The sequence below is a fragment of the Bradyrhizobium sp. 25ACV genome (assembly GCF_054863005.1).
Genome location: NZ_JAVAYO010000013.1, coordinates 205,992 through 228,892 on the forward strand (window position 1 = coordinate 205,992; position 22,901 = coordinate 228,892).

Annotated in this window: 24 protein-coding genes; 11 read left to right on the plus strand and 13 right to left on the minus strand. The window is 64.6% G+C overall.

Features of this window, described 5'->3' with window-relative positions:
- Nucleotides 1-10: 10 nt before the first annotated feature.
- The 7 genes from RAD04_RS27490 to RAD04_RS27520 form a co-directional block, all read right to left on the minus strand.
- The gene (locus RAD04_RS27490) at nucleotides 11-754 is read right to left on the minus strand and encodes an ABC transporter ATP-binding protein (protein WP_461626294.1); all 744 of its coding nucleotides are present in this window, start codon (nucleotides 752-754) and stop codon (nucleotides 11-13) included.
- Nucleotides 751-1,749 carry a branched-chain amino acid ABC transporter permease gene (locus RAD04_RS27495; protein ID WP_095425022.1) on the minus strand — a complete coding sequence of 333 codons (999 nt, stop codon included), beginning with the start codon at nucleotides 1,747-1,749 and terminating at the stop codon, nucleotides 751-753. Before RAD04_RS27495 ends, RAD04_RS27490 begins: the two co-directional genes overlap by 4 nt.
- Nucleotides 1,746-2,621, minus strand: a complete 876-nt coding sequence (locus tag RAD04_RS27500) for a branched-chain amino acid ABC transporter permease (protein WP_461626295.1) — start codon at nucleotides 2,619-2,621, stop codon at nucleotides 1,746-1,748. Before RAD04_RS27500 ends, RAD04_RS27495 begins: the two co-directional genes overlap by 4 nt.
- A gap of 178 nt (nucleotides 2,622-2,799) precedes the next feature.
- Nucleotides 2,800-3,930 carry an ABC transporter substrate-binding protein gene (locus RAD04_RS27505; protein WP_461626296.1) on the minus strand — a complete coding sequence of 377 codons (1,131 nt, stop codon included), beginning with the start codon at nucleotides 3,928-3,930 and terminating at the stop codon, nucleotides 2,800-2,802.
- Nucleotides 3,931-3,987: 57 nt separating this feature from the next.
- Nucleotides 3,988-4,866, minus strand: coding sequence for a shikimate dehydrogenase (locus RAD04_RS27510; RefSeq protein ID WP_461626297.1), 879 nt, complete (start codon nucleotides 4,864-4,866; stop codon nucleotides 3,988-3,990).
- A gap of 143 nt (nucleotides 4,867-5,009) precedes the next feature.
- Nucleotides 5,010-5,948, minus strand: coding sequence for a LysR family transcriptional regulator (locus RAD04_RS27515; RefSeq protein ID WP_028139751.1), 939 nt, complete (start codon nucleotides 5,946-5,948; stop codon nucleotides 5,010-5,012).
- 373 nt (nucleotides 5,949-6,321) lie between these two features.
- Nucleotides 6,322-6,498: a hypothetical protein gene (locus RAD04_RS27520; RefSeq protein WP_461626298.1), complete on the minus strand. Its 177-nt coding sequence runs from the start codon at nucleotides 6,496-6,498 to the stop codon at nucleotides 6,322-6,324.
- Between the two features lie 164 nt (nucleotides 6,499-6,662).
- Between RAD04_RS27520 and RAD04_RS27525 the strand changes: the two genes are divergently transcribed.
- The 9 genes from RAD04_RS27525 to RAD04_RS27565 all read left to right on the plus strand — a co-directional run bounded on the left by RAD04_RS27525 (nucleotide 6,663) and on the right by RAD04_RS27565 (nucleotide 15,410).
- A complete protein-coding gene (locus RAD04_RS27525) occupies nucleotides 6,663-7,391 on the plus strand; it encodes a helix-turn-helix transcriptional regulator (protein WP_028139752.1) in 729 nt (242 codons plus the stop codon).
- Between the two features lie 82 nt (nucleotides 7,392-7,473).
- Nucleotides 7,474-8,133, plus strand: coding sequence for an acyl-homoserine-lactone synthase (locus RAD04_RS27530; RefSeq protein WP_461626299.1), 660 nt, complete (start codon nucleotides 7,474-7,476; stop codon nucleotides 8,131-8,133).
- A gap of 1 nt (nucleotide 8,134) precedes the next feature.
- Nucleotides 8,135-8,353 (plus strand): hypothetical protein, encoded by a 219-nt coding sequence (locus RAD04_RS27535; protein WP_106941309.1) that lies wholly within the window; start codon nucleotides 8,135-8,137, stop codon nucleotides 8,351-8,353.
- Nucleotides 8,354-8,664: 311 nt separating this feature from the next.
- Nucleotides 8,665-9,582, plus strand: a complete 918-nt coding sequence (locus tag RAD04_RS27540; protein WP_028139755.1) for a branched-chain amino acid ABC transporter permease — start codon at nucleotides 8,665-8,667, stop codon at nucleotides 9,580-9,582.
- The gene (locus RAD04_RS27545) at nucleotides 9,579-10,523 is read left to right on the plus strand and encodes a branched-chain amino acid ABC transporter permease (protein ID WP_461626300.1); all 945 of its coding nucleotides are present in this window, start codon (nucleotides 9,579-9,581) and stop codon (nucleotides 10,521-10,523) included. Before RAD04_RS27540 ends, RAD04_RS27545 begins: the two co-directional genes overlap by 4 nt.
- On the plus strand, nucleotides 10,516-11,283 hold the full coding sequence (locus RAD04_RS27550) for an ABC transporter ATP-binding protein (protein WP_461626301.1): 768 nt from the start codon (nucleotides 10,516-10,518) through the stop codon (nucleotides 11,281-11,283). The genes RAD04_RS27545 and RAD04_RS27550 overlap by 8 nt, the downstream gene beginning before the upstream one ends.
- Nucleotides 11,276-11,989 (plus strand): ABC transporter ATP-binding protein, encoded by a 714-nt coding sequence (locus tag RAD04_RS27555; RefSeq protein ID WP_461626302.1) that lies wholly within the window; start codon nucleotides 11,276-11,278, stop codon nucleotides 11,987-11,989. Before RAD04_RS27550 ends, RAD04_RS27555 begins: the two co-directional genes overlap by 8 nt.
- Before the next feature lie 240 nt (nucleotides 11,990-12,229).
- Nucleotides 12,230-13,009: an AraC family transcriptional regulator gene (locus RAD04_RS27560; RefSeq protein ID WP_461626303.1), complete on the plus strand. Its 780-nt coding sequence runs from the start codon at nucleotides 12,230-12,232 to the stop codon at nucleotides 13,007-13,009.
- 109 nt (nucleotides 13,010-13,118) lie between these two features.
- Nucleotides 13,119-15,410, plus strand: coding sequence for a TonB-dependent siderophore receptor (locus RAD04_RS27565; RefSeq protein WP_461626304.1), 2,292 nt, complete (start codon nucleotides 13,119-13,121; stop codon nucleotides 15,408-15,410).
- Nucleotides 15,411-15,804: 394 nt separating this feature from the next.
- Here the strand turns inward: RAD04_RS27565 and RAD04_RS27570 are convergent, their stop codons facing one another.
- Together RAD04_RS27570 and RAD04_RS27575 are read right to left on the minus strand one after the other, a co-directional pair.
- Entirely contained in the window at nucleotides 15,805-17,241 is a 1,437-nt protein-coding gene (locus RAD04_RS27570) for a glutamine synthetase family protein (RefSeq protein ID WP_461626305.1), read from the minus strand.
- A gap of 130 nt (nucleotides 17,242-17,371) precedes the next feature.
- The gene (locus RAD04_RS27575) at nucleotides 17,372-18,730 is read right to left on the minus strand and encodes an aromatic ring-hydroxylating dioxygenase subunit alpha (RefSeq protein ID WP_461626306.1); all 1,359 of its coding nucleotides are present in this window, start codon (nucleotides 18,728-18,730) and stop codon (nucleotides 17,372-17,374) included.
- Nucleotides 18,731-18,841: 111 nt separating this feature from the next.
- Between RAD04_RS27575 and RAD04_RS27580 the strand changes: the two genes are divergently transcribed.
- Both RAD04_RS27580 and RAD04_RS27585 read left to right on the plus strand, forming a co-directional pair.
- Nucleotides 18,842-19,627 (plus strand): IclR family transcriptional regulator domain-containing protein, encoded by a 786-nt coding sequence (locus RAD04_RS27580; protein WP_461626307.1) that lies wholly within the window; start codon nucleotides 18,842-18,844, stop codon nucleotides 19,625-19,627.
- A 119-nt stretch (nucleotides 19,628-19,746) separates the two neighbouring features.
- Nucleotides 19,747-20,079, plus strand: a complete 333-nt coding sequence (locus tag RAD04_RS27585) for a PRC-barrel domain-containing protein (protein ID WP_461626308.1) — start codon at nucleotides 19,747-19,749, stop codon at nucleotides 20,077-20,079.
- Between the two features lie 92 nt (nucleotides 20,080-20,171).
- Here RAD04_RS27585 and RAD04_RS27590 read toward each other — a convergent pair whose 3' ends face one another.
- The 4 genes from RAD04_RS27590 to RAD04_RS27605 all read right to left on the minus strand — a co-directional run bounded on the left by RAD04_RS27590 (nucleotide 20,172) and on the right by RAD04_RS27605 (nucleotide 22,888).
- On the minus strand, nucleotides 20,172-20,606 hold the full coding sequence (locus RAD04_RS27590) for a VOC family protein (protein ID WP_461626309.1): 435 nt from the start codon (nucleotides 20,604-20,606) through the stop codon (nucleotides 20,172-20,174).
- Nucleotides 20,607-20,742: 136 nt separating this feature from the next.
- Nucleotides 20,743-21,570, minus strand: coding sequence for a helix-turn-helix domain-containing protein (locus RAD04_RS27595; RefSeq protein ID WP_461626310.1), 828 nt, complete (start codon nucleotides 21,568-21,570; stop codon nucleotides 20,743-20,745).
- Between the two features lie 147 nt (nucleotides 21,571-21,717).
- Entirely contained in the window at nucleotides 21,718-22,398 is a 681-nt protein-coding gene (locus RAD04_RS27600) for a transglutaminase-like domain-containing protein (protein WP_091965862.1), read from the minus strand.
- Between the two features lie 94 nt (nucleotides 22,399-22,492).
- A complete protein-coding gene (locus RAD04_RS27605; RefSeq protein WP_461626311.1) occupies nucleotides 22,493-22,888 on the minus strand; it encodes a group II truncated hemoglobin in 396 nt (131 codons plus the stop codon).
- Between the last annotated feature and the right edge of the window lie 13 nt (nucleotides 22,889-22,901).

Genomic DNA, 22,901 nt, shown 5'->3' on the forward strand with positions numbered 1-22,901 from the left:
GATCGGCTCCTCAATGTCCGAGATAGGCTTCGATGACGGCAGGGTTCTTGCGGACCTCGTCGGGCCGTCCCATCGCCAACACCTTGCCCTCCGCCATCACCATCACGCGCGAGCACAGCGACATCACGAATTCCATGTTGTGCTCGATCACGACGAAGGTGGCGTTCTTCTCGCGGTTGATTGCGACGAGGCGGTCCTTCAGGTCCGCCAGCATCGACGGGTTGACGCCGCCGGCGGGCTCGTCGAGCAGCACCAGGCGAGGGCCGCCCATGAAGGCCATGGCGGCGTCGAGCAGCTTTTGCTGGCCATAGGACAATGCGCCGGCCGGCTCGTCGGCGAGATGATCGAGCTTGAAGAACCCGATCATCTGGTTGGCGGTATCAGTCAGTCCGGCATCGGAGCGGCCGACCAGGCGCGAGGCCATGTTGCCCTGATGCTCCTGGCCCGCGAGGATCAGGTTCTCGCGCACCGAGAGTTTTGGAAACACCTGCAGCAGCTGGAAGGTGCGGCTGACCCCTAACTTGTTGAGCTCGGAGGGGCGGAGGCCCGTGACGAGCTTGCCGTCGAGCTTGACCTCGCCGCCTGACGGGGTGAGCTGGCCGAGGATGCAGTTGAACAGCGTGGACTTGCCGCAGCCGTTCGGACCGATCAGGCCGAGGATCTCGCCCTCGCGCACGTCGAAGGAGACGCCGTCGACGGCGCTGATCCCGCCAAAGTTCTTCTTGATATCGGTGACTTCGAGAACCGCACTCATTGCACCGTCTCCAGGCGGGATTTTGCGACGGCGCGCAGCGCGGAGGCAGCCTTGGTGCGGCGCTCGGCGAGATAGCGGTCGAGGATTCCCAAGATGCCGGTCGGCGACCAGATCAGCAGCAGCATCACCGCCACCGCGTAGAGCATCAGATAATAGCCCTCCGTGAAGCGCAGCCATTCCGGCAGCAGCACCGCGATCATCGCGCCGAGGAAGGGACCGAAATAGAAGCCCGCGCCGCCGACGATCACCATCATCAGAAGGTCGAGCGAGAGCGACAGATTGAACGGCACGGGGTCGATATATTGCGTCAACGGCGCATAGAGCGCGCCGGCGATGCCGCCGAGCGCCGAGCCGATCGCGAACGCCATCAGCGTGTAGCGCCTTGTGTCGATGCCGAGCGATTGTGCGCGCAACGGGTTTTCGCGCAATGCCATGAAGGCTCGGCCCCAGGGAGAGCGGATCAGCCACCACACCGCCAGCGACACGATCGCGAGCGAGCCGAGGCAGACGTAGTAGAACGGCAGCGGCTTGTTGGTCGCGAACCCGAAGATATGCGGACGCGGGATGTTGGAGATGCCGTAGATGCCGCCGGTGAGCCAGCTCTCGTTGCGGAACACCAGGAAGGCGAGGGTGGAGAAGGCCAGGGTGACGAAGGCGAGGTAGTGATGCTGCACGCGCAGCGCGGGATAGCCGAGCACCCAGCCGACCGCGAAGCTGAGCACGATGGCGACGACGATCGCCGCCGGCAGCGGCCAGCCATGGGTGGTCATGATCGCGGCCGCATAGGCACCGATGCCGACGAAGGCGCCCTGCGCCAGCGAGACCTGGCCGGCATAGCCGAGCGTGAGGTTCAGTCCCATCGCAGCGATGGTCATCACCGCCCATTGGCTCAGGATGAACAGGCCGTAGCGGTTGAAGTTCATGGGGACGATGATCAGGCCGGCGATGACGATCAGGCCGAGCGCGATCTTCAGAGGTTTACCGAAGCTGATCATACCGTGCGCTCCTCGGCGCGGCCGAGCAGTCCTTGCGGCCGGAACAGGATGACGACGATCAGGAAGATCATCGGCAAGGCGGCGCGGTACTGCGTCGAGACATAGGCGGCCGCGAGATTGTCGAGCACGCCGATCAAGAGGCCGCCGGCGATCGCGCCGCGGACCTGGTTGAAGCCGCCGACGATCGCCGCGATGAAGGCGGCCTGGCCCAGCACCTCGCCGGACGAGAATTTTGCGAGGTAAATCGGCGTGATCAAAAGCGACGCCAGCGCGACCAGGAAGGCGTTGATCAGGAAGGTCAGCAGGATCATCCGCTCCACGGGCACGCCGATGATGCGCGCCACCGTCGGGTTCTGCGCCGCCGCCTGCATCTGGTGACCGAGCGAGGTGCGATTGAGCAGCGCAGTCAGGCCGAACACGGCAACAATGGCGACGACGAGCACGCCGATGCTTTGCAGCGAGACCGCGTGGCCGAGGATGGAGATGTCGCCGGTCGGCACGATTGACGGGAAGGGCGAGGCCTCGGCGCTGAAGAATTGCTTGACGGCTTCCTTGAGGCCGATCGCCAGCGCCATGGTGGCGATCGCCAACGGCAGCACGCCGTGGCGCATCATCGGGTCGACCAGCAGCAGCTTGAAGCCGAGGCCGAGCAGGATCATCGACAAGAGGATGCCGAGGATGATCGCGAGCCAGAACGGCGCGCCGGCATGCATCGCCGCCAGCATCAGGAACGCCGGCAGCATCACGAACTCGCCTTGCGCGAAATTGATGGTCTGCGAGGTCTGCCACAGCAGCGTGAAGCCGACCGCCACCAGTGCATAGATCGCGCCGGTGGCCAGTCCCGCGACCAAAAGATCGAACAGATTGGACATTTTCCCCTCTCGTGTCCCGTCTCCCTCGCCCCGCTTGCGGGGAGAGGGTCGGGGTGAGGGGAAGTCTCCGCGAGGTCGCTGATGGTTGGACTCGTGGAGGCTCTCCCTCACCCGGATCGCATCTTCGATGCGATCCGACCTCTCCCCGCAAGCGGGGAGAGATGAAAGACCGCGCGCCTCACTTCAACTTGGGCAGCACCTGCTTCACCACCTGCTTGCCTTCGACCACCTCGACCAGGAAGCTTTGGCGGTCGATGTCGCCGGTGTCGCTGAAGGTGACGTCCATCAGGATGCCCGGCTCGTCCGCGGCCTTGATGGTGAGGCCGTGCAGCGTCTCGGCAAACTTCTTCGGGTCGACCTTGCCCATCTTCTCGGTGGTGGCTTTCACCATGTAGACGGCGAGATAGCCCTTCAGGCCGTTATGATCAGGCACGTAATTGTACTTCTTGGAGAACTTCTCGCGGAACGCCTTGATCAGGTCGACCGGCGCATCGGTGGTGAGGCCGACATGACCGCGCGCGCCGTTGGCGGCGTCGCCGGCGAGCTCGATCACCTTCTGGCCGATCAGCGTGGTCTCGCCCATCAATGGCGCGGTGACGCCTTGGCGCTTCAGCTCCTTCAGGATGCGCGCGCTCTCTTCCTCGTTCAGGTAGACGAACACGGCATCGGGATTGGCTGCCTTGATCTTGCCGACGTCGGCGGCGAAATCGGCCTGGCCCGCCTCGGTCGAGAGGTCGGCGACCACCTTGGAGCCGAGTCGGTCGAGCTCCTTGACGACGACGTCGCGCCCGCCGCGGCCGAAGTCGTTGTTGACCCAGACCACCGCGACCGTTTTCGCCTTCATCTCGTCGTGGATGTATTTCGCGACCTTCGGCATCGAGGATTGCTGGCCGAACGAGGTGCGGAACAGGAATTTGTTGCCTCCTTGCGTCAGCTCGGCGGCTTCGCCGCCCATGATCTGCGCGATGCCCGCTTCGGCCGCGAGCGGCGCGGTGACCTTGACCGAGCCGGAATAGCCGGGCCCGAGCAGCACGTAGGGCTCGGCGTCGAGCGCCTTCTGCACCTGGGCGCGGGCGACGCCGGGGTTGGATTGCGAGTCGGCATGGCTGACTTCCAGCTTGCGGCCGAGCACACCGCCCTTGGCGTTGATCTCCTCGATCGCGAGATCGATGCCGTTCTTCCAGTTGGTGCCGACGGTGGCGCCGCCGCCCGAGAGCTCGGCGACGTTGGCGAGCTTGATGGCCTGGGCGTGGACGCTGGTTGCAGTCGCGAAGGCAAGCAGGGCGCCTGCCAGCAGGGTCGATTTCATGGTTTCTCCTCCCATTTTTCGTCGAGATTGTCCGCGGCCTTGTGCCGGCCGCTTCGGTTACGCTGCGTGATAGGCCGAGCTTCGTGCCGCCATCACCTCGTCGAATGCCTCTCCCATGATCTCGGTCGACGGGGCAAGGCCCGTGAACAGTTCGAAGGCGTCGGCCGCCTGATAGATCGCGAGCTCCCGCCCAGTCATGATCCGCGCGCCCTTAGCTTGTGCCGCCGCCAGCAGCGGTGTGATCAGCGGCGAGTACACGGCGTCGGCGACCCACAGGTTTTCGCGCAGCAGCGAGGCTGGGACCGGGATGTCCCGGTTCGGCAGCATGCCGACCGGCGTGCCGTTGACGAGGCCGGTTGCGCCACGAAGCGCGTCTTCCACGCTCGTAGCCACCCGCGCGCCGCCATGCCTGGCCAGCAGCGCGGCGAGTTTTTCGGCGCGTGCCGGCTCGCTGTCGAAGATTCGGAGGTCCGTCACTTTCAGGCTCGCCAGCGCAAAGGCAATCGCCTTGCCGACGCCGCCGGTGCCGATCACGGCCACCGCATTTCCGGAAGACGCCAGCAGCGGCGCGACGGCGCGGGCAAAGCCGGTCGTGTCGGTGTTGTGGCCGATCAGCCGGCCGTCTCTCACGACGACAGTGTTGACCGCCGCCATGGTCGCCGCAGCCGGTGCCAGCTCGTCGAGCAGCGGCACCACGGCCTCTTTGTAGGGAAAGGTGACGTTGACGCCGGCAAAGCCGAGCCGCCGCACGCCCTCGAGCATCATGCGAAGCCCCGCCGCATCGGCGCCGGCGACCTCGATGAGCTGGTAGTGGCCGCGCAGGCCGAGCGCTTCGGCGGCGCGCTCATGCATGGCGGGGGATGCGGAATGCGCGATCGGTGCGCCGATCAGGCCGGTGAGGAGCTTCTTGCTGGCGGCGTATCCGCGCTTGGACATGGTTCGCTATCGTCTCAAAGGGAACGTTCGATCCCGGCCATTAGCGGGGAAATTCCCGCAAGTCCAAGGCAGTTCCTGGGGCGACGATAGCCTTTCCCTCGCCTAACACAATTACCCTTTTGTCCGGCAAACCTAACATGATGTTATTTCTTCCGTCCGCGCGCGCCGCCGGCCTTGCCGTTGCCGCGGGACGGCTCGACCGCGCGCATCTCGGCGCGCAGCGACTCGATGAAAGACTCGGCATGGAGCGACAGCGGCGCGCCGCGCTTGACCGCGATGTAAGTATCGAACCGGGTCGGCTCGGTGATCTTCAGAAGCTCGATCCCGGGATAGCCGCCGTGGGCCACCGTGAACTGATCGATGATGGCGATGCCGAGGCCCGCCTTCACCAGCGCGCAGACCGTGGTGCCGAAGCGCGCCCGGATGGTGATGTTGTAGGCGAGACGGTTGCGCGCAAAGATCTCGGCCATGATCCGGCCGTAGGGATCGTTGGGATCGATGCCGATCAGCGGATAGCGGGTGATCTCGGCGGCCGAGACCTGCTTGCGGCCGGCGAGTTCGTGCCCCGGCGGCACGATGCAGTACAGCTCGCCCGAGGCCAGCGGCATGAAGTCGAGCCCGGAATGCTCCAGCCGGTAGCTCATCGCCACGCATTCGCCGCGGCCGAGCATGAGATAGTCGATGGCCTCCTCGAGCTTGAGGATGTTGATGTCGATGCCGAGATCGGGATAGCGGCGCCGGACGCGCTCGATCGCGCGCGGCACCATCACCTGCGATATGCTCGGCACCGAGCCGATGCGCAGCTCGGACAAGCCGCCGCGGCCGATCTTGGAGATGATCTCGGAGAGATCGTCGACCTTCTTGTAGACGCCGTTGATCTGCTCGAAGATGTTCTCGGCTTCCGGCGTCGGGAAGTACCGCCCGTTCTGGCGCTGGAAGAAGCGGATGCCGAGCGAGCGCTCGGTGTATTTGACGAGGCGGCTGATCCCCGGCGCCGAGACGTTGAGCAGCTTCGCCGCACCGCCGATGGTGCCCGTCACCATCACGGCACGGATCACTTCAACCTGGCGCAGCGTCATCATATCCTGGACATCCGAAAGACGATCATGGCGGCGATCATCTCACGAGAGCCGTGATGTCATCCAGCGGCAAGTGTGTGGATGTGGATGGGAGGAGGGAAGTCGCTCTCGTGTCCCGGACGCGCTGCAGCGTGAAACGCTGCTGCGCAGAGCCGGGACCCAGGAAGCCAGAGGGTAAGCCGCGGATAGATGGGCCCCGGCTCTGCAGCGCATCGTCAAGGAGACGCTGCGCTGCGTCCGTGGCACGAGAGCCCGGCCGGGCTCGCCGGCTCTCCAATAAGAGTAACTTCGCTGTCAGATTGTTTCGACTAAAATCAGCGCGCTCGAATGGAAGGGCGGCGGGCGCTCGATGGGGTCGTCGGCGCTGCGGCTGTGTTTAGCTCGCCGGCTCTTCCGGCAATACGCTCTCGGCCAGCTCCTCGCGCTCGCCTTCCAGCACCGCGCGCGCGAACTCGATGATCTTATGCTTGTTTGCCGTTTCGCGGACGGCGAAAAACACGCGGTTCAATTCCAGGCCGAGCACGCTGTTGAGGGCGATGTCCTCGTCTTCCATCGTGGTGTTCCCGCTTCGGTCGCTCAGGTGTATCGTGACGTCAATTCTGCCACAAGTAGTTTAAATCTTCAGGCGGATGAGCACCGGGAAACTACGGCCGCAGCGAATTGAGGCAGCCCCCGAATACGTGCTATACGAGGCGGTGTGGGGCAGGAAACGCACCGATGTCCGCCGTAGATTATGGCCGGGAGGCGCTCGACTTCATTGAAGGCTTGGGGACCTATCGCAAGGTGCCCGATGCCATGAATGCGCTCGAGACGGCGTTCGGTCGCTTCGGCTTCGAAACCATCATCGTGACGGGATTGCCCAATCCCGACCAGCGGTTTGCGCAGATGGTGCTTGCCAAGCGCTGGCCGGCGGGCTGGTTCAGCCTTTACACCCAGAACAATTACGACCGCTTTGATCCCGTGGTGCGGCTGTGCCGGCAATCGGTTAATCCGTTCGAATGGTCGGAAGCGCCCTATGACGCCGAACTCGAGCCGAACGCGGCCGAGGTGATGAACCGCGCCACCGATTTTCGCATGTCGCGGGGCTTCATCGTGCCGATCCACGGGCTCACCGGCTATGAAGCCGCGGTGTCGCTTGGCGGCGTTCATCTCGACCTCAATCCGCGCAGCAAGCCGGCACTGCACCTGATGGCGATGTATGGCTTCGACCACATTCGCCGTCTGCTCGAACCGGCGCCTTATCCCTCGACGCGCCTCACCCCGCGCGAGCGCGAGGTGATCTCCTGGGCCTCGCAGGGCAAGTCGGCCTGGGAGATCGGTGAGATCTTGCACATCACGCAGCGCACGGCCGAAGAGCATCTTGCAACTGCCGCGCGCAAGCTCGGTGCCGTCAACCGCACGCATGCGGTGGCGCTGGCGATTCGGAACAAGATCATCAATCCGTAAGCGCCGTACTGGGAAATTTCCCAATATCGAATCCGGCTCTTTTCGCAGACTCTGCTCCCATTGAGGATGAATGGGGGTTTTCATGATTCACGCTATTTCTGCGGTAAATCGCCACCTTTATGAAGACGTGATCGAGCAGCATTTCCGGTTGCGCCACGATATCTTCGTCGAGGAGCGGCGCTGGGAGACGCTGCGCAGGCCGGATTGCCGCGAGATCGATTCCTATGACGACGAGGATACCATCTATCTGCTTGCGCTGGAGGGGCGGCGCGTCATCGGTGGCCACCGGCTCTACCCGACGACCAAGCCCTCGATGATGAGCGAGGTGTTCCCGCATCTGGCGTCGGTGCGCGGCTGCCCCGCGGATCCGCTGGTCTGGGAATGGTCGCGCTACTTCGTCGTGCGTGATCGCCGCGACGGCGCGCTCAACCTGCAACTGATGGCGGCGGTGCAGGAGTTCTGCCTCAATCAGGGGATCGCGCAGGTCAGCGCGATCATGGAGACCTGGTGGCTGCCGCGCTTCCACGAGGCCGGCTTCATGGTGACCCCGCTTGGCCTGCCCGCTCTGGTGGAGAACGCGTGGACCATGGCGGCGACCATCGACATTCGTCGCGAGACCCTCGATGCCCTGCATGATCGTATCGGCATGACCTCGGTCGTGCGCCAGGACGGCCCGCGTCTGGACGCCGTCGCCCGTGCCAACCTTTGCGGCGCTGCTGCCGCGCAACGAAAGAGCGCCTGAGATGTCGAACATGATGCGGGACAGCCAGATCATGGCGCAGATCAGGGACGAGAATCTCGGCTACATGTCCGACATGGCGCTCGAGCTGGCGCAGATGGCGGAAGACACCGGATTGGCGACACTCGCCTATCTGTTCCGGATGGCGGCGCTGGAGGCCTCGACGGCCAACAGCGTGCTCGCCGAACCGGACGATCTTCCCCGGCAGATGACGTCGCACTAGGACGCAATCCTTCCTTACATTCTGACGAAGTCGCATCCTCTCGCCGGCCCGCCGGCGAGAGGGTTGTCGTTTGGGTGCGGCAGGTTGCCCCAGTCGGCACGGCAGCTTTCTTGCAGGAGAGCTTGCAGGAGCGTCTCGACCGCATGCACCCGCATGCAACAAAGTGCATGTTTAGTGTCGAATCGCTCTTGCCTCGGAACGATACTGCCATTACCCATTTTTCCGCCTTGAACAGGCAGGGGGAGCTCTTTCACTGATGGCGAACGTGTTCGAACATCGGCGCGACACCGCGTGCGCCTGAAAGAGTCTTGATGCTGCTCGTCGTCGAACAGTTCTTGAACGGATTGCAGTTCGGCCTGCTGCTGTTCCTGCTCGCCGCCGGCCTGACGCTGGTGTTCGGGATCATGGATCTCGTCAACCTGGCGCACGGCTCGCTCTACATGATGGGCGCCTATTTCGCCGCGACCTTCGCGGCGTGGACCGGCAGCTTCCTGCTCGGGGCGCTGATGGCGCTTGGGGCCACGCTGGTGCTCGGCATCGTGCTGGAGATGAGCGCGCTGCGGCATCTCTATGGCCGCGACCATCTCGACCACGTGCTGGCGACCTTCGGCCTGATCCTGTTCTTCAATGAAGCCGTGCGGCTGATCTGGGGCCCGGCCGGCCTTGCGCTGCCGCTGCCAGCTTGGCTCACGGTGCCGGTGCCGATCTTGCCCGGCATTCACTATCCCGCCTACCGGCTCGCCATCATCGTGGTGGCGCTGCTGGTGGCGCTGCTGCTCTATCTCGGCGTGATGCGCACCCGCATCGGCATGCTGATCCGCGCCGGCGCCTCCAACCGCGAGATGATCGGCGCGCTCGGCATCAACATCAAGCTGCTCTACACGCTGGTGTTCGGCTTGGGCGCCGCGCTCGCCGGCCTTGCCGGCCTGATGCAGGCGCCGATCCTCACCGTGCAGATTGGCATGGGCGAGAACATCCTGATTCTCGCCTTCGTCATCATCGTGATCGGCGGCATCGGCTCGATCCGCGGCGCGTTCCTGGCCGCGATCTTCGTCGGCATGATCGACACGCTCGGCCGCGCCTTCCTGCCTAATTTGTTGCGGCAGGTGCTGAGCGGCGCCGCTGCCTCCACCGCCGCGCCCGCATTGTCCTCCATGCTGATCTACCTGCTGATGGCGATCGTGCTGGTGGTGCGGCCGGAGGGGCTGTTTCCGGCCAACCGTCGATGAAGTCTTTCACTGTGAGCAAGGCCGTCACGGCCCTGATGCTGGCGGGCCTCCTGCTGCTGCCGCTCTATTCGCAGCTCTCCGGCAACATCTTCATCCTGACGCTGTTCACCCGCATCATCATCCTGGCGCTGGCGGCCGCGAGCCTCAACCTCATCATGGGTTTTGGCGGCATGATGAGCTTTGGCCACGCCGCCTATCTCGGCATCGGCGGCTACGCGGTCGGCATGCTGGCGCAGGAAGGCGTCGGCAGCGGCTTCATCCAGTTTCCGGTCGCGCTCGCGGCTTCCGCGCTCTACGCGCTGGTGATCGGCGCGCTGTCGTTGCGGACCCGCGGCGTCTATTTCATCATGATCACGCTCGCCTTCGCGCAGATGGCCTATTACGTCGCTTCGGGGCTGGCGCGCTACGGCGGCGACGACGGCCTCACCGTCTACCAGCGCAGCGACTTCTCCGGGCTGATCAACCTGTCGAACCGCACGCAGTTTTATTATCTCTGCCTCGCCTGCCTCCTCGGCGTCATCTTCCTGATCTGGCGGATCGTCAATTCGCGCTTCGGCCTCGTCGTACAGGGCCTGCGCTCCAACGAGCAACGCATGCAGGCGATCGGCTTCCCGGCAAAACGCTATAAGCTGGTCTGCTTCGTCATATCGGGCACCATGTGCGGCCTCGCCGGCGCGCTGCTCGCCAACAACACCGACTTCGTCAGCCCGGCCGTGATGTACTGGACGCGCTCCGGCGACCTCATGGTGATGGTGATCCTGGGGGGCATGGGCACCCTGTTCGGCCCGATCATGGGCGCGGTGGTGTTCCTGCTGCTGGAGGAGTTCCTGTCGCAAATCACCGAATATTGGGCGCTGATCATGGGCCCGCTGCTGCTGCTGATCGTGCTGTTCGGGCGCGGCGGCATCATGGGCATGCTGGGGAGGGCCGGCCGTGGCTGAACCCTTGCTTCGCGTCGAAAAGCTGGTGCGCCGCTTCGGCGGTATCGTTGCGACGGATAACGTCTCGCTCGACGTCGCCGCGGGCGAGTTGCACGCTATCATCGGCCCCAATGGCGCAGGCAAGACCACGCTGATCAGCCAGCTCACCGGGCATCTCGAGCCGCATTCCGGCAGCGTCTCGCTGGCGGGGCGCGACATCACCTATCTGCCGGCCTATCGCCGCTGCGCGCTGGGTCTGGGGCGTTCGTTCCAGATCACCTCGCTGCTGCTCGATTTCACCGCCGCGGACAACGTCGCGCTGGCGGCGCAGGCTCATGCCGGCACCTCGTTCCGCTTCTTTGCCAATGCGCGCAAGGAGCGATCCTTGCGCGATGTCGCGCATGCCGCGCTCGATCGCGTCGGGCTGTTGCATCGCGCCGATGTCGTGGTGAACAGGCTCAGCCATGGCGAGCGCCGCGAGCTCGAGCTCGCGGTTGCGCTCGCGAGCAAGCCGAAGCTCCTGCTGCTCGACGAGCCGATGGCGGGCTTAGGCGTCACCGAATCCCAGCGGATGGTGAAGCTGCTCCAGGAGCTGCGCAAGGAAGTCTCGATCGTGCTGGTCGAGCACGACATGCCAGCGGTGTTTGCGCTTGCCGACCGCATCACGGTGCTGGTCTATGGCCGCGTCATCGCCTCCGGCGATCCGGCCGCGATCCGTGCCAACGAGGACGTCAAGCGCGCCTATCTCGGCGACCAGCACGTGGTGACGCATCATGGCTGACACGCTGCTCGAGGTTGACGGCATCGAGACCTGTTACGGCCTCTCCCAGGTGCTGTTCGGCCTGTCGCTGTCGATCAGGCCGGGCGAGATGGTCTCGCTGATGGGCCGCAACGGCATGGGCAAGACCACGACCATCCGCTCCATCATGGGCCTGACGCCGGCGCGCGCCGGCAGCATTCGTTTCGCGGGCGCCGAGGTCAGGCAGCTTCCCTCCTACAGGATCGCAAAGCTCGGCGTCGGCCTGGTCCCCGAGGGACGCCAGATCTTCCCGAACCTCACCGTGCGGGAGAATCTGGTCGCGGCCGCCGCCGACCGCTTCGGCAGACCCAATCCCTGGACGCTGGCCGCGATCTACGTGATGTTTCCGCGCCTCGCCGAACGCGCCGCCAACATGGGCAACCAGCTCTCCGGCGGCGAGCAGCAGATGCTCGCGATCGGCCGCGCGCTGATGACCAATCCGAAGCTCCTGATCCTGGACGAAGCGACCGAAGGCCTCGCGCCGCTGATCCGCGAAGAAATCTGGAACTGCCTGTCGCTGCTCAAGAGCCGCGGACAGTCGATCCTGGTCGTCGACAAGAACGTCGACCACCTCGCCCGCATCTGCGACCGCCACTTCATCATCGAGCGCGGCAAGACGGTGTGGAGCGGCACCTCCGACCAGCTGATGGCGGAACCGGATCTCCAGCACAAATATCTCGGCATCTGACGCGCGTTCCTGCCGACCGCGCGTAACGCGCGAGATTCTCTTCGAGCAAATCCAGTTTCGAATCCCTCCAAACCGCGCGCAGCGCTCTTGAGCGCGCCGCCGCCAGCGGTCAAACAAGCCGCGGCGTAAGCGGATTCGATGCGGGACTTCTACGATCAAATTGTCGGACGGCCTCAAGACGACGTCGGTTCCGCACAGCCGGGCGCTTCGACAGCGCAATGGCTGGATTTTCCGGGCTGCGTGTTTGTCAGAGGCGAGTTTCGAGCTGATGCCGACGGCTCTGCGATCGCAGCCCCGGGCCTGTTCATCTCGGTCTCCGTTGATGGTGGCGCAGGCCGCGGCATTCTGACGCGCAGCACCGGCTGCGAAGGGCAGATGACGGCAATTGCCGTGCGCGAAACCTGCGCAGCGGAACGTGCGGTTCATTCCGGCGAGCGTTCCGCGATCGGCCTGGCGTTTCCCCCAACCTCGATCGATGGACTCGGACTCGGCGATGAGTTTCGGGCGCTGTTTGCGAACGACGTCTCGGGCGCGGCCGTCGTCTCTCTGAGGGCGTCTGCGCGCATACAGGCGGTCGCGGCAGAGATGTTTTCGCCGCCGGTCACCGGCAACGCGGCGCAATTGCTGCTGTCGGCGCATGCCGCCGAGATCGTGGTCCACGCCTTGTTCGGCGAGCGCGGCCGGATCGCGACCGATCCCGCCACCGATCTGCAGTGGACCCGGCTGCAATCGGTGAAGCAGCGGATGGATGCCGATCTCGCCTATCCCTGGAGCATCGACGAACTGGCGCGGAACGCGGGGCTGAGCCGCAGGTCCTTCAACCAGAAATTCCGCATGGCATATGGCCAGAGCGCGATCGACTATCTCAGGGCTCAGCGGCTCGATGCCGCACGTGCCTTTTTGATTCATCAGCGCTTGTCCGTCACCGAAGCGGCCTATCGGGTCGGCTACGCCCATCCGGCAAATTTCGCGACGGCTTTCCGCAGGCGCTTCGGCCATTCACCGAGCCGCTATCAGTAAACTCGAAAGCCTCCACGTGGGATCAAAGGTGATTTGCGCGCGCGCAAAGGCGGCCGCCGCTTTGATCTGGTTACACCCGGGTTGTTGAACATGGAACTCGGGGAAGACGATGAGGCGGAACGACGGGCAGACGCTCGGCTGGGAACGGATGGTGAGAACTGGTCTGGGAGCGGCCGGTTTGGGAGTGGTCCTGAACGCGACGCCCTCGGCCGCACAGGTCTCCGGAACCAATTCGCCTTCGACGGCGGGCACATTGCCTCCGGTCACGGTGGAGGCACCGAGCCAGGCGCGTCCGCGTGCCCAATCTGTCCAGCGCGCCTCACAATCGCAGCGCGGCCGCGCCGCGATCCCGCGCAATGCCGGGTCCAGGCAAGCCAATAACCCGGGCACGCGCGAGGCGGGTAGCGGTCGCGTCAACGCGTCGAGCGAGAACAGCTATGTCGCAAGCAGCAGCTCGGCGGGCACGAAGACGAACACCCCGCTGCTGGAGACGCCGCAGTCGATCTCGGTCGTGACCCGCAAGGAGCTCAACGACCGCGCCGTGCAGACGCTGACGGAAGCGGTTGGTTATGAGCCGGGCGTCCGCATCGATGCCTCCGGCTACGATCCGCGCTTCGACGCCATCTCGATCCGCGGCTTCGACATCACCTATAACGGCATCTATCTCGACGGCTTGCGCCTCGTCGGCGCCGGTCTCGGCGTGTTCAAGACCGAGCCTTATGGCGTTGACAGCATCACCGTGGTGCGCGGGCCGAGCTCGGCCCTCTACGGTCTCGGCTCGCCCGGCGGATTGATCGACCTGCAGAGCAAGCTGCCGACAAGCCAGCCGTTCCACGAGGTGCAGACGGTGTTCGGCGACCGCGAGCGCGTTCAGGGCAATTTCGATCTCTCGGGTCCGGTCGATCCCAACGGCCAATTTTCCTATCGATTGACCGGCGTCGTGCGCGACGCCGACGTGTTCGTGCCCGGCGGCAAGGACAATCGTGTCTATGTCGCCCCCGCCGTTACCTGGAAGCCGGACCAATCGACGACCCTCACCATTCTCGGCGCCTACCAGAAATCGAAGACACCGGGGTCGATGTTCACCTATTCCACGGGCACCGGCACTACCACGGACATCTTCACCGGCAGTCCGTCCTACAATTCGCTGGACCAGGAGCAGGGCCGCGTCGGCTATTTGTTCGAGCATGCGTTCAACAACGCGGTGACCGTTCGCCAGAAATTCCGCTATGTCGACGTCGATGCGGTCACGCGCTATGTCGGCTTTCTCGGCGCTCCCGTCGGCAATGTCGTCTCGCGCTACACCGGCTACGTCCACGACACGCTGCAATCGGCCATCATGGACAACCAGGTCGAGGCAAAACTCTCGACCGGTCCGGTGCAGCACACGCTCCTGGTCGGCACCGACTACACGGCATCGAAATTCAACGACAAGCAGGGCTTCGGCTTCGGCGTCTCCGACCTCAATCTGGCCGCGCCGGCCTATGTGCCGGAATCGATTCCGGATCCCGCGATCTCGTCCTCGACGCAGCAGCGGCAGACCCAATCCGGCGTGTACATTCAGGACCAGGCCAAGCTCGATCACTGGATCCTGACGCTGAGCGGCCGCAGCGACTGGGTTCGCACCACGGGCGAGGATCAGTTCGCGCTGACCCGCCAGCAGCAGTCCGAACAGGCCTATAGCGGGCGAGCCGGGCTGACCTATGTGTTCGATTCCGGAGTTGCGCCTTACGTCGCCTATTCAACCTCGTTCTTTCCCAATCTCGGCGTCGATCCCACAGGCGCCTTCTTCAAGCCCACCACCGGCAAGCAGACCGAGATCGGCGTCAAATACCAGCCGCTGGGCACGAGGAGCTTCATCACTGCTGCGGTGTTCGACCTGACCCAGAGCGGGGGCCTCGTCACGACCGGGACCGGCGTCACGGTCCAGCGCGGCGAGATTCAAAGCCGCGGCTTCGAATTGCAGGCGCTGGCGAGCCTCGGCGGCGGTTTCGACATCACATCGTCCTACACCTATCTCGACATGGTCACCAAGCAGGCCGGCGACAGCGCGCAGATCGGCAAGTTTCCGTCGGGCAATCCGCCGCACACCGCGACGCTGTGGGGCAACTATGCCCTGCCGCTGGCCGGCCCGTTTGCCGGGCTGAGCATCGGTGGCGGCGTGCGTTACATGTCCTGGAGCTATGGCGACGATCTGAACACGTTCAAGAACAGCTCAGTGACCTTGGTTGATGCTGCGCTGAAATATGATTTCGGCCAGGCGGCGAAGGAGCTGAAGGGCCTGCAGTTCCAGGTCAACGCCAAGAACCTGTTCAATCTGCACTACACCACGTGCCAGGTCGGGTACTGCTACCGCGGCGCACCGCTGACCGTCATCGCAACGCTCGGCTATCGCTGGTGAGTTTCCCGCGGGACGGAGGCGGCCGGACGATCACCATGGATCCCGTGACGGTGCAGTTCGCGGATGACGCGGGCTTCGCCCGACCGCTGCCGGCGTTTGGCTTTCGGCGCTTTGGTCAACCCGTCTTACCTGGTCCGACCTGCCCGCTGTTAGCGCGATAGACGGTGCGTGCCGATCTCGATCAGGGTGGACCGGCAGGACAAGCGGTAGATCAGACTGAACAATTGATCCCACATGACCGAACTCCACTGTTGATCATGGAGCGGTAATCTAGACCCCGTCTCTTTCCGGCAGTTTTCGAGGCGCATGAAAAACGGCTTCTTCGCAGAGCGGAGTGATGTCGTCGGAACAGGGAGGACGAAGTCGCCTCACGCCGACGTGAGGCATATCCCTATCAAAACACCTCGAAATATTCGCGGTGCTCCCAGTCGGTCACCTCGGACAGGAAGCGGTCGATCTCGGCGTTCTTGATGTGGGTGTAGTAGTCGACGAACTCGGGCCCGAATTTCTCGCGGAAGAACGGATCGTCCTTCAGCGCGCTGACTGCATCGCGCAGCGATTTCGGCAGCAGCGGCGCCTTGGTCTCGTAGGGCGTGTCGGCGGAGGGACCGGGATCGAGCTTGCGGTCGACGCCGTCGAGGCCCGAGAGGATCTGCGAGGCCATGTAGAGATAGGGATTGGCGGCGGGCTCGCCGATGCGGTTCTCCAGGCGCGTTGCGGAATCATTGGCGCCGCCGAGCACGCGGATCATCACGCCGCGATTGTCGCGGCCCCAGATCGCGCGGTCCGGCGCCAGCGAATAGGAGCGGTAGCGCTTGTAGCCGTTGATGGTCGGGGTGGTGAACACGGTCGAGGCACGGGCGTGCTCGAGCAGGCCGGCGAGGTATGAGCGGCCGAAGGCGCTGAGCGGCTCGCCGCCGTCTTTCACCATGAACAGATTCTCGCCGCTCGCGCGCGAGACGATCGACTGGTGCAGATGCCAGCCGCTCGCGAACACATTCGGCAGTTTCGGCCGGCACATGAAGGTGGCGTGATAGCCGTGGCGGCGCGCGATCTGCTTCACGGCGCTCCGAAACAGCACCATGGTGTCGGCGGGCTCGATCCCCTTCCGCGGCGCGAAGGTGAACTCGCACTGGCTCGGCCCGAACTCGACCTCGACCGAGCGCAAGGGCAGCCCGAGCGCGATGATGTCGCGGCGCAGGATCTCCAGCACCGGCTCCATCTGATCGAAGCGCTGCTCGGTGAGATATTGATAGCCGTGGCTGAGCAGGCTCACTGATGGTGGCGTGCCCGGCTGGCCGGCGTCCTCGGGCCGCATATGCGGGTCGTCGAGCCTGAAGATGTGGAATTCGACCTCGAGCCCGGCGACGAAATCGTGTCCGCGCGTGCCGAGTTCGTCCAGCGCGCGCTTGTAGAGCCCGCGCGTCGCGAACGGCACCGGGCGGCCGTCATTGAAGTAGAGGTCGCACAGCACCCAGCCCGTGGTCGGCGCCCACGGCAAAACCCGAAACGTGGTGGGGTCGGCGACCATCAGCACGTCGGCCGCGCCCTCCATCTCCTTCATGCCGAAACCGCCGCCCGCGGTGAACACCGGAAACACCGTGCGGTGCGAGGTGTCCTTGGCGAGCATGGTCGTGGTGATGGAGCAGCCGCTCTCGAGCGAGGCGATCGCCTCGGAGGCGATGATGGTCTTGCCGCGCAGGATGCCGTGCTGGTCGGGGAAGGCGAGGCGAATGACCTCGAGGTTCTTCTCCTCGACGATGCGGCGCATGCGCGACGCCGCGTCCCTCTGCTCATCCGACCACAGCGCATGACGCGCGACGAAAGTCACTTCACCACTCCTTCAGCTGCCGTAGGGTGGGCAAAGCGAAGCGTGCCCACGTAGTCTATCATCTGAACGAAAGCATGGTGGGCACGGCGCTTTGCGCCTTTACCCACCCTACGGGTCCGGTGCATGAACGTCACTCCGCCGCCGTCAGCCGGTGCACGTTGTCCGCGATCTCCTTCGGCACCGGTGCGGCCCAAGGTGCGCCGCGGCGGCGCTTGACGTCGACCTCCATCCAGTAGAGCTCCCACCCCTGGGTCGGCCCGATGCCGTCCATGGTGGCCGGTCCCTGGATGCTGCGAGCTCTGCTCTCGTCCAGGAACAGCATCGGCTTCTCGCCGCCAGAAACCTTCTCGATCTCCTGTCGCAGCAGGCGGCGATATTGCACGATCGCCTTGTCGCTCGAGCCGAGATGCTCCTTGGTGCGGTCCTGAATCGCGCCCATCGATTCCACCGCCCACTGGTCGTGGACGTTGATGTCGGTGCCCATGCCGGTATAGGTCGCGGTCTGCTGCTCGTGTGGATCGAAGCCGTAATCATTGCCGCGGTTCTTGCGCGATTTGTAATCGGGCAGCTCATAGAGCTCGAGCCGCTGGTCGCGCATCTTCTGCTTGTCGACCGGGTTCGAATAGCTGGTGAAGATCGCGTACCAGTAGCAGTTCTCGTCGTCGATCGGCACGTGCCACTGCGAGATCGTCATCTCCGTGCTCATGGGAATGACGAAGCCGTGCGGGAAGAGCTGGTTGGTGACGCGCACATGGGTGCGCTCCTCGTCGATCTCGCGCAGCGCGATCAGCCGCAGGCCGTATTCGGTGTGCTCGACATTGATGATCGGGCGGTCGTATTCGCGCAGGATCTTCGTCATCGGCAGATCGCTGCCGGCGGAGGCGCCGCGGAACTGCTTGCCGTAGGCTGTGGACGTGTCCTCGTCCTCGAAGAAGCGATGCAGGTAGGAGGCGTGCGCGGGATCGATGCCGACCTCGAGCGCCTGCAGCCAGTTGCAGGCCATGTGGCCCTTGAACGCAAAGGTGTGAGTATCAGGGGCGACGAAGCAATCGAGCTCCGGAAAGGCCGGCGGCTCACCCTCGCCGAGATAGGCCCACAGGATGCCGCTCTTCTCCACCACGGGATAGGAGCGCTGGCGAATGTTCTGGCAGAGTTTTGAATCCTTCGGCTCGGCCGGCGTCTCGATGCACTGGCCGGTGGCGTCGAACAGCCAGCCGTGGAAGGCGCAGCGCAGACCGCCATGTTCGAGCCGTCCGAAGGCGAGGTCGGCGCCGCGATGGGCGCAGTGGCGGTCGATCAGGCCGTAGCGTCCGGTCTCGTCGCGAAACAGCACCAGGTTCTCGCCCAGCAGTTTGACGGGTCGGATCGGACGATCGCCTTCGAGCTCATCCACCAGCGCCGCCGGCTGCCAGTAGCTCCGCATCAGCTTTCCGCAGGGGTCCTTCGGACCGGTGCGGGTGATCAGGTCGTTCTGCTCCTGGCTCATCATGGCAGTAGCATCCTTTTGTGGAATGGCGTTTGTTCGCCTATTGAACGAATGGGCGAATTATGACATGCCTTGAAGCAGCAGCAAGCACTATTTTGCAGGATTGTCCCGGGCATGCCCAAGCTGAAGCGCAGTGAGAGCGACGAGCGCGCGACGGATTTTGTCGAGGCCCTCGATCGCGGCCTGCGCCTGCTGCAATGCTTCGGCACGACGGCAGGCCCGATGACGCTGAGCGATCTCGCGCGCACCGCGGACCTGCCGCGTGCCACCGCCCGGCGCATGCTGTTCACGCTGCAGCGCGGCGGTTTCGTCAGCGGCGATGGCAAGCTATTCTCGCTCACGCCGCATGTGCTGACGCTTGCTGCGTCCTACTTGCGATCCAACCAGCTCGTCGCCGTGCTTCAGCCGGTGCTCGATCGCGTTGCGACGGCGGCAAATGAAATATCCTCGCTCGCGGTGCTCGACGGCGATGACGTCGTGTTCATTGCCCGCGGCAGCCCGGCGCGCGTGTTCTCGGGCGGATTGGAGATCGGCTATCGCCTGCCGGCGTCCTGCACCTCGGTCGGCCGCGCCATGCTCGGCCAGCTCGACGATGCCGACCTTGCCGCACGCCTGGAGGCGATGACGCGCCAGGCGCTGACGCCGCAGACGCAGACCGACGCCAAGGCGCTGCTCGCGCGCATCGTCGCCGATCGCGGGCAGGGCTATTCACTGGTCGACCGCGAGGCCGAGCCGCATTTCCGGTCGATCTCGGTTCCGGTGCGCCGCTACGACGACGTGATCGTCGCCGCCATCAACATGGGCGCCCATGTCGACCGTGTGCCGGCGCAGGAATTGATCGATCGATTTTTGCCGCTGTTGCAGGAGGGCGCGGAGTCGGTGCGTTCGCAGCTGCTCTAGCTGTAGCCCGAGTGAGCGTCGCGATACCCCGGGAAGCATCGCAAGACCCCGGATGTCGCTTCGCTGATCCGGGCTACAGGACTATAATGCCCGCAACGCAAGAACCCAGGGAGTATGCCATGCAACACACCATGGTTCCCAGTGATCGCGTCGAACACGTCGCCGTCTATGGGTGTGACGGCACGAAGCTCGGCACGATCGAGCGATTGATGCTCGACAAGGTCAGTGGAACGGTCGCTTACGCGGTGGTCAAGACCGGCAGGTTGCTCGGGACGCATCACCATTATCCCGTGCAGTGGACCGCGTTGAAATATGATCCGGCACGTCAGGCTTTCCAGGTCGACCTGACGTCGGAGCAATTGAGCAGCGGTCCCTGCGAATTCGATGGCGATGAGTTCGACTGGGGAGACCGCTCGCGGCCCTATCAGCATCCGAACTACTGGTCGATCTAGCAAGTAAGACGGCCCGGCCGCCCGCATTCTCGGCGCGGATGCGGCTGGGCTCGAGCCGCGGCCACCGAGCAGTGGCTGACGTGAGCGTCCACCTATCCGGCGAGCGGCTGTTCGCCGACCTTGGGCCAATAGGTGCCAAAGCTCCAGAGGCCGCCCTCCGGATCGCGCGCGGCGAAATCGCGGCTGCCATAGTCGGTTGTGTAGGGCTCCATCTCGATCTGTGCTCCAGCGGCTTTCACCTTCTCATAGAGCGCGTCGGCATCATCAACGGCCAGATAGACGGCATCCGTCCGCCGGCCGCCGATGTCACCAACTTGTTTGCCGTAGGCGTCGTCGCGATGCGCGCCAAGCATGAGGATCGACGATCCGAACGCCAGCTCGGCGTGAATGACCGTGCCCTCGTTGCGGTACACCACGCGTTCGGCGAAGCCGAGAACGTTCTTCAGCCAGGCGATCATCGCCTCCGTATCCTTGCAGCGCATGGTGTGGTAGAGGCGCGGCGCTTCATAGCCGTTCGGCTGGTTCATGAAACTCTCCAGGTTCGGTACAAGCGATGCAAGTGCTTGCAAGCTTGCTGCAGAGCTGACCCTAGTTCGGATCACGGCGGCCGGCTTGAACAAATGGGACTTGACCGTCTCGCGCCGTCTGGCCGCTGTTTTGGCGCTAGCCCCCGCCGTCGCGCATCAGGCGAGGATCGACGACGTCGAGCCGCGCGGCCCATCCGGTCGGCGTCTCGCCGCTGAAGATCCGGAAATCGCGCGCGAGATGTGCCTGGTCGGCATAGCCGGCGTCCGCGGCAATGGCCGCCCAGCCGCCCGTGCCATCCGTCCGGGCCAGCGCGCAGGCTCGATGAAAGCGCAGCATCTGCGCCAGCGTTTTCGGCGCAACGCCGATCTCGTTGTGGAAGCGGCGCGTGAGATGCTTGCGGCTCCAGCCGATGTCGGAGGCGATGTCGGCGATCCTGAGCGCGCCCGCGCCCCGCCAGAGCGTCTCCAGGGCGAAAGCCACCGCAGGCGAGGGCTCGTGCACGGCGCGGCGACGCACGAAGTCTTCCACGATCTCGAATCGCCGCTGCCAGCCGACCGCGTCGGCCACCCTGGCCCGGAGGTTCTCGCCATCCCGTCCCAGAATGTCGTCGAGGCCGACCATGCGCGCGGTCAGATCGGGCACGGCGCCTCCGAAGAAGCGATACGCCCCGAGCGGCGTGAAATCGACCTGAACGCATTCGGCGCGGCCGTCGGATTCGATCACGACCGGCCCGGGAAACAGACCCGCCGCGAAACTCGGCTGCGCGTCGGCACGATCCGGCTGGTGCCCGAGGGCAATACGGAAGGGCGTTCCCAGATTCACCAGGAGAGGCAGCGCAAGCGGCGCGGCGTGCCGGAAGGCCGACAAGCCGAGGCCGCGCTCGCGGTAGAACGAGATGCTGGAGATCAGCCGCGCGAGGCGCGGCGAGGCCGGTCGACGGATGACATCGGCAGGTGCGTCCATCGTGCGTCCCATTCGTTCGCGCGCAGCATGGCGCCAAGTTTATCGGCACGTTTGCAGTGTCGTAGCCCGGGTGAGCGAAGCGATACCCGGGAAAGTCATGGCGAGTCTCGGATGTGGCTTCGCTCATCCGGGCTACGGCTCCGCGCTCTACTGCGCTTCCGCCTCGCGCTCCATGTCGCGGCCGGACAGATCCTCGCCCTGCATGTTGGCGTAATCGCGCGCCATCTCGCGCATCAGGAACTTCGCGGGCACGTCGTGATAGGTGCCGCGGTCGTTGACATATTGCATGTAGGCGCGGCCTTCTCCGTCGAAGGGATGCAGCAGCGCGTCGGTATGGCCGTCGAAATCGAGCGGGGCCACGCCGACCTTGGCGCACAGCGTGTCGTTGAAGGTTGGCGTCGCCTTGCGCCAGGCGCCATCGACATGCACCTCCGTAAAGCCGTGCCAGGTGAAGATGTCCGTGCCCATGCTCGCGCGCAGCTTCTCGGTGGTGAGGTGGTTCTTCACGTCCGCAAAGCCGACCCGTGCGGGAATGCCGTGGACGCGGCAGGCGGCGGCATAGAGCGCGGCCTTTCCGACGCAATAGCCTTGCCCCGCGGCGAGAACGCTCGAGGCACGAAACGTCTCGGCGACACGCATGCTGACGTAGGGATTGTAGCGGATACCGTCGCGCACCGCCTTGTAGAGCACGCTCGCCTTCTCGCGCGCGCTCGCATCCGCGCGCACCGCGTCGGCCGCAAATTGCTGCACGGCCGGATGGTCGCTGTCGATGTACTCGCCGGGATCGGTGTAGAGACGGCGGATAGTATCGGGAAGGATATCGGTCATGCCTGGAGCTTAGCAGGCGATCGCCGCGGAACTCAAATCACGCGATACGGCTCCATGATGCGCCTTCGAATTGCGTCGAGGCGCTGCCATCCTCTCACTGCCGGTTACGCATCCAGTCGGCGAGGCCCGATATCGCCTTGTCGAGCTCCTGCCGCGCCGCCATGTCGGTCACCGTCTCCTCCATCGCGCTGCGCATGCAGAGCATCCACGCATCGCGCTCGGCATCGCCGATGGCAAAACCGATGTGGCGCTGGCGCAGCCGCGGATGGCCCTTCTCGGGCGTGTAGAGGCGCGGTCCGCCGGTCCATTCGCTCAGATAGCGCTTCAGCACGTCCCTGATCAGGCCGAGATCATCCGCATGCATCGCGCGGATGATCGTCGCCTCCGGCAGCGTGTCCATGCGGTCGTAGAAGCGGTCGACCAGAAGGTCGATCGTGGCGCTGCCGCCGATCCGCTCGAACATGGAGGTGGTGACGTCGGTGGAGGTCATTGGTGGTCCGGAT

Bases quoted from the DNA above. Each gene is read 5' to 3' on its own strand.
- RAD04_RS27490 (WP_461626294.1), bottom strand. From the start codon at position 754: ATGAGTGCGGTTCTCGAAGTCACCGATATCAAGAAGAACTTTGGCGGG.
- RAD04_RS27495 (WP_095425022.1), bottom strand. From the start codon at position 1,749: ATGATCAGCTTCGGTAAACCTCTGAAGATCGCGCTCGGCCTGATCGTC.
- RAD04_RS27500 (WP_461626295.1), bottom strand. From the start codon at position 2,621: ATGTCCAATCTGTTCGATCTTTTGGTCGCGGGACTGGCCACCGGCGCG.
- RAD04_RS27505 (WP_461626296.1), bottom strand. From the start codon at position 3,930: ATGAAATCGACCCTGCTGGCAGGCGCCCTGCTTGCCTTCGCGACTGCA.
- RAD04_RS27510 (WP_461626297.1), bottom strand. From the start codon at position 4,866: ATGTCCAAGCGCGGATACGCCGCCAGCAAGAAGCTCCTCACCGGCCTG.
- RAD04_RS27515 (WP_028139751.1), bottom strand. From the start codon at position 5,948: ATGATGACGCTGCGCCAGGTTGAAGTGATCCGTGCCGTGATGGTGACG.
- RAD04_RS27520 (WP_461626298.1), bottom strand. From the start codon at position 6,498: ATGGAAGACGAGGACATCGCCCTCAACAGCGTGCTCGGCCTGGAATTG.
- RAD04_RS27525 (WP_028139752.1), top strand. From the start codon at position 6,663: ATGTCCGCCGTAGATTATGGCCGGGAGGCGCTCGACTTCATTGAAGGC.
- RAD04_RS27530 (WP_461626299.1), top strand. From the start codon at position 7,474: ATGATTCACGCTATTTCTGCGGTAAATCGCCACCTTTATGAAGACGTG.
- RAD04_RS27535 (WP_106941309.1), top strand. From the start codon at position 8,135: ATGTCGAACATGATGCGGGACAGCCAGATCATGGCGCAGATCAGGGAC.
- RAD04_RS27540 (WP_028139755.1), top strand. From the start codon at position 8,665: ATGCTGCTCGTCGTCGAACAGTTCTTGAACGGATTGCAGTTCGGCCTG.
- RAD04_RS27545 (WP_461626300.1), top strand. From the start codon at position 9,579: ATGAAGTCTTTCACTGTGAGCAAGGCCGTCACGGCCCTGATGCTGGCG.
- RAD04_RS27555 (WP_461626302.1), top strand. From the start codon at position 11,276: ATGGCTGACACGCTGCTCGAGGTTGACGGCATCGAGACCTGTTACGGC.
- RAD04_RS27565 (WP_461626304.1), top strand. From the start codon at position 13,119: ATGAGGCGGAACGACGGGCAGACGCTCGGCTGGGAACGGATGGTGAGA.
- RAD04_RS27575 (WP_461626306.1), bottom strand. From the start codon at position 18,730: ATGATGAGCCAGGAGCAGAACGACCTGATCACCCGCACCGGTCCGAAG.
- RAD04_RS27580 (WP_461626307.1), top strand. From the start codon at position 18,842: ATGCCCAAGCTGAAGCGCAGTGAGAGCGACGAGCGCGCGACGGATTTT.
- RAD04_RS27585 (WP_461626308.1), top strand. From the start codon at position 19,747: ATGCAACACACCATGGTTCCCAGTGATCGCGTCGAACACGTCGCCGTC.
- RAD04_RS27590 (WP_461626309.1), bottom strand. From the start codon at position 20,606: ATGAACCAGCCGAACGGCTATGAAGCGCCGCGCCTCTACCACACCATG.
- RAD04_RS27595 (WP_461626310.1), bottom strand. From the start codon at position 21,570: ATGGACGCACCTGCCGATGTCATCCGTCGACCGGCCTCGCCGCGCCTC.
- RAD04_RS27600 (WP_091965862.1), bottom strand. From the start codon at position 22,398: ATGACCGATATCCTTCCCGATACTATCCGCCGTCTCTACACCGATCCC.
- RAD04_RS27605 (WP_461626311.1), bottom strand. From the start codon at position 22,888: ATGACCTCCACCGACGTCACCACCTCCATGTTCGAGCGGATCGGCGGC.